We start from the raw sequence: 4777 nt of genomic DNA, 5'->3' as shown, positions 1-4777 counted from the left end.
TTGTCACCGGCTTCCCGGCTCTCCTCCACCGCCTTCGCGGCCCGCTGCTCGACCAGATACATCCGGTCGCCGTTCTCCCGTTCGAGCCCGGCGAGCTTGTGCTTCAAGGCTGCGAGATCCTCTTCGGGACTCACGAGTTCGTCCTCCCCACCACCACGACGATCGCGCTATCGAGAACCGATCACACCATCGTCGTCGATCGAACCGCTGATCCGGCCCCCTGCGGGCGCCGTCTCGAACAACCCGCCGTCGACGCGGTAGCTGCCGGACGAGCGCTGCTGGTCCTCGCCGCCACCGGCCTGCCCACCGCCCATCCCACCACCCATCATTCCGCCGCCCATCATCCCCATGGACGCGGGCATGGGCTGAGTCCCGTCCGGGGCCGAGCCGAGCCCGGTCGGCGCCGGCATCGTGGAGCCGCCCCCGCCGGTCATGCCCGCCGGGTCGGAGGCCTGGCCGAGACCACTGTCCGGCCGCTGCCCGATACCGCCGTGGCTGTCGGTGGGGTCCGCAATGGACTGTGCTGTGGTCGCGTCGTTCGACGCCGCGACGGCATGGCCCTCGCCGCCCGTCGCGGGAACAGCGTCGCCTGCCGTAGGCGCCGCGCTTGCCGACGCGGGCGTCGCGGGGGTGGCGTCGGCCACGCCTCCTCCGGTGCCACCGTCGGTCACCGCGTGGTGGCGGCCGCCGGAGGCGTCGCCCGCCAGGTCTCCCCGGCTGTGCTCGACGGCCGGAGCCTGATCCCGGCTCTCCGGCTGAGCAACGGAGTGCGCGGCAGCAGGCTGCCCGGCGCCCTGATCGACAGGGCTCGCTGAGGCGGCGTGTTTGTTCGCGGCGTCGGCCGGGTTGTCTTCGCCGAGGGTGTACTTCGTCGGATGACCGGAACCGTCGTCGACGGTCACCACCGTCGGACCCTCGGCGCCCTGCGGACGCTCGGCGGTGATCTTGAGGTTCCCGTCCTCGATGTGGATCTTCCCGTCCGGCCCTGGCTGATACGCCTGGCCCGAGGTCGCCGGCTGTTGCTGGGCCAGGCGCGCCGCGGTGTCGTGATGGATCGCGCCGCCCGCGGCCGTCCCGTCCTGCGGCGTGTGCTCCTTGCCATCCCCGAAGTCGAGCTTGTAGTCCTTCGGCGGACCGGCCCCGTTGTCGACGCTGATCCCCATCTTGCCGTCCTTGCCCGGCTCGGCCATGGAGATCCTGTGGTCACCCTGTTCGACCGTCATCGTCTCCGGCTGGTCCACATCGGACTTGAGCGCCGCGCCGGTCTTCGGGTCGATCGGGTAGGGCTTGCCGGTCTCGGGATCCACTTCCAGCGGCTGATGGGTGACCGGGTTGACGTCCTGGCCCGGCATCTCGGGCGGTTTCGGCATCTCCGGTGGCTTGGGCATCTCCGGCGGCTTCGGCATGGGGCCGACCTCGGCCTGCGCGCCGGTGTCGTTGCCACCGCCGGTATTCTTCCCGCCGCCACCGGTGTCCCGGCCTCCGCCGGTGCCGGGTTTCTTTCCTTCACCGCTCTGTTTTCCGAGATCGGCGTACGGGTTCTCGTCGACCTTCCCGAGCGACTCGAAGTACTTTCCCCACGCGTCGTTGACCGCGTTGCGGGTGTTCGAACAGACCAGCTGGAAGTTCTCGATGTGCTTGCCGAACCAAGCCAGGAAGACGTCCTTGAGCCACGCCTTGGCCTGGGGCGTGATGACCTCGTCGATGGTGCTCTGGTCCAGGTCGCCCCAGTCGTCGTTGAACGCGTTCTTGGCGTCGATGCTGAGAAAACCGATGCAGTGCTTGATGTCGTTCTGGCTGCAGCTGCCGTCCGCGATGCGGACGATCCGCTCGATGTCCTGGATGGTCGCGCCGTTGACGCTGTCGGCGTACCACTTCTGGAGCCAGCCGACCTTGTCCTGGCAGAACCTGCCGATCGAACCGTTGACCCGTAGCTGCCCTTCGGCCGCCGCTTTGAACGCTTCGGCGACCAGCCTGTTCTTCTCCGAACACGCCTTCTGGTACTCGCGTGCTTGGTCGGCGGCGTCGCCTTCCCAAGTACCCAGCGAATTCTGCAGCTTGCCCGCGACGTCCTTGGACGAGTTGTCGACCGCTCCGCTCACCGCCGTCAGCTCGTCCGCGCTGGCCTTGAACAGGTTGAACGGGATGTTGTCCTGCTCGTGGTAGAGCCGCCGCAACTCCTCGAGAGAAACGAGGGCGCCGCCGGCACCCGTGATCCGCGATGCCGTGACATACAGCGGATAAAAGTTCTCGTACACCTTGAAAGCGGAAAGCCCGGGATCGAAGATTTCCTTCGAGTTCGCGCAGCCCGGGTCGGTTTCGGTCGCCCGTCCGGCGATCGCCTGCGTCTTGGCGGCGTCGCTGTTGAGCGCGGCGCGGTCGTTGTCCCGACCGGCCTGACGGCTCTTGTCGTACTCGCCCTTGGCTTCCTTGTAGATGTCCTTGAGATCGCTGAGGCCACCGTTGTTGCCGTTGATGTCGCCTTCGGTGATCCAGTCGTTGTGCAGCGACTTCAGGTAGTCGCGGTACTTGTTGCGCTCGTCCTCGCTCGCGAAGCCGCAGGATTCCGGTGTTTCGTCCTCGACGTAGTCGATGTACTCCAGCGCCAGCTGGCGCTTGACGTCCATCCCCACGTTGGGGTCGTTGAGGATCTGGTCGATCTCCTGACGGCTCGGAATGTCCTTGCCGTCATCGCTGCCGACGCCCGCGAGGCCCATCAGTGCTTCCTCACTTCGGCGGCGGTCTCGTCCTCATTGGACTGGTACAGGTTCTTCGACGCCGCGAGCTTCCGGCCGAACTCGTCCGAAGCCGTCAGATAGCTGCGCGCGCATTTGGCGAGCTTCTGGATGTTCTCGGAGTACCCCTTGAAACAGTCCTTGTGCGCGGGCCCGAAGCTGTCCGGGGTCAGGACGATCTGCTCGACCGCCACGATCGGCTGTTCGCAGGCCTGCTTGGGCAGGTCCTCCAACGCCTTCGCCGCTTCGTTCAGCTGAGCCGGATCGACCTTGTGACCCTTACCCGCCATCACGCCCCCTCACCAGAGCACCTGCGTCCGTCCACATTCGGACGCGGCGGACGCTCGATCGGTGCCATCCCTCGCATACGCAATGTACCGGGCAGGTAACGCAGGCGCAGCGAGTCGGCCGGATCACCCGGCGGGCGGTGAGATCCGCCGCTACGAGACCGCGGACACCACTCCGGCGAGGCGATCGGCCGCCGCCTGGGCGGTGGACTGTGCTGGGGCCTCGACCATGACGCGGACGAGCTGCTCGGTGCCGGACGGGCGGAGCAGCACCCGGCCTTCCTCACCGAGTTCGGCCTCGACGGCACCGACGGCGTCGCGCACGGCGTCCGAGCCCGCCACCGCGGCCTTGTCCGCGACCGGCACGTTGACCAGGACCTGCGGCAGGCGGTTCATCACCGCGGCCAGCTCGGCCAGCGGCTTGCCGGTCGCGGCCATGCGGCTCATCAGGCGCAGCGCGGTGAGCAGCCCGTCGCCGGTCGTGGCGTGCGTGGGCAGCACGACGTGGCCCGACTGCTCACCGCCGAGCGCGAACCCGCTGGCCCGCAGCTCCTCGAGGACGTACCGGTCACCGACCGCGGTGGTGACGACGTTGATGCCGTGCGCGCGCATGGCCAGGTGCAGGCCGAGGTTGCTCATCACGGTCGCGACCAGCGTGTCCTTGGTCAGCTCACCGGACTCGGCCAGCGCGAGCGCGAGGACGGCCATGATCTGGTCGCCGTCGATCAGCTCGCCCGCCGCGTCCACCGCGACACAGCGGTCGGCGTCACCATCGTGCGCGATGCCGAGGTCGGCACCGTGTTCGACGACGGCGGCGCGCAGGAGTTCGGGGTGGTTGGAGCCGCAGTGCTCGTTGATGTTGATGCCGTCCGGCTCGGCGTGCAGCGCGACGACCTCGGCCCCGGCGCGACGGTACACCTCGGGAGCGGCGGCGGACGAAGCGCCGTTGGCGCAGTCGACGACGACCTTCAGGCCCGCGAGCGGGTGCGGAGTGGCCGCGACGAGGTGCTCGGCGTAGCGGTCGAGAGCGTCCGGGACGTCGGTGACGCGGCCGACACCGACACCGGTCGGTCGCGTCGCCTGCGCGGTGAGCCCGGCCTCGATCTCGTCCTCGATACCGTCGGGCAGTTTGTGGCCGCCCGCGGCGAAGAGCTTGATGCCGTTGTCCGGCATGGGGTTGTGCGACGCGGAGATCATCACCCCGAGATCGGCGTCGAGCGCACCGACGAGGTAGGCGACGGCCGGGGTGGGCAGAACGCCGACGCGACGGACGTCGGCACCGGCGGAGGCGAGGCCGGCGACGACCGCGGCCTCCAGCATCTCACCGCTGGCGCGCGGGTCACGTCCGACGACGGCCACCGGGCGGTGGGAGCGGTCGTGGGCGGCGAGCACCCGCGCCGCGCTGGCCGCCAGTGAGAGGGCGAGCTCCGGAGTCAGCTCGGCGTTGGCGAGACCCCGCACGCCGTCGGTACCGAATAGGCGAGCCATCTGTCGACCTCCATGTGCGACCAACCACGAGACAAGGTAGCCCCCTCACCTCACTGTCCGGCTACGGGCCCGAGTGCGTTTAGCCCGCTAAACGCGCTCCGCCGGGTCCAGGGAACTGCGTTTAGCCCGCTAAACGCACTTGGCCGGGGCGGGCAGGGTGGCGAGGGGGTGGGTGGGGACGGGGGCGGACGACCCCGGAAAACACGGGAGCGCCCCAACCGGGGGCCGGGTGGGGGCGCCCGGGGGTGTGGGCGGGGGGGGGAATAA

The 4777-nt window shown here is 69.1% G+C and carries 3 protein-coding genes; all 3 read right to left on the bottom strand.

Annotation, left to right across the window (positions count from 1 at the left end):
* Window positions 1-167 precede the first annotated feature (167 nt).
* The 3 genes from ACFWY9_RS39620 to glmM all read right to left on the bottom strand — a co-directional run bounded on the left by ACFWY9_RS39620 (window position 168) and on the right by glmM (window position 4510).
* Window positions 168-2717, bottom strand: a complete 2550-nt coding sequence (locus tag ACFWY9_RS39620) for a hypothetical protein (protein ID WP_378341296.1) — start codon at window positions 2715-2717, stop codon at window positions 168-170.
* Entirely contained in the window at window positions 2717-3025 is a 309-nt protein-coding gene (locus tag ACFWY9_RS39615) for a type VII secretion target (protein WP_378330882.1), read from the bottom strand. Before ACFWY9_RS39615 ends, ACFWY9_RS39620 begins: the two co-directional genes overlap by 1 nt.
* Before the next feature lie 150 nt (window positions 3026-3175).
* Window positions 3176-4510 (bottom strand): phosphoglucosamine mutase, encoded by a 1335-nt coding sequence (gene glmM / locus ACFWY9_RS39610; protein WP_378330881.1) that lies wholly within the window; start codon window positions 4508-4510, stop codon window positions 3176-3178.
* Between the last annotated feature and the right edge of the window lie 267 nt (window positions 4511-4777).

This window comes from Amycolatopsis sp. NPDC059027, assembly GCF_042739735.1.
In the GTDB taxonomy this organism is placed as follows: Bacteria; Actinomycetota; Actinomycetes; order Mycobacteriales; family Pseudonocardiaceae; genus Amycolatopsis.
This window is presented reverse-complemented; position numbering and strand designations above follow the sequence as displayed.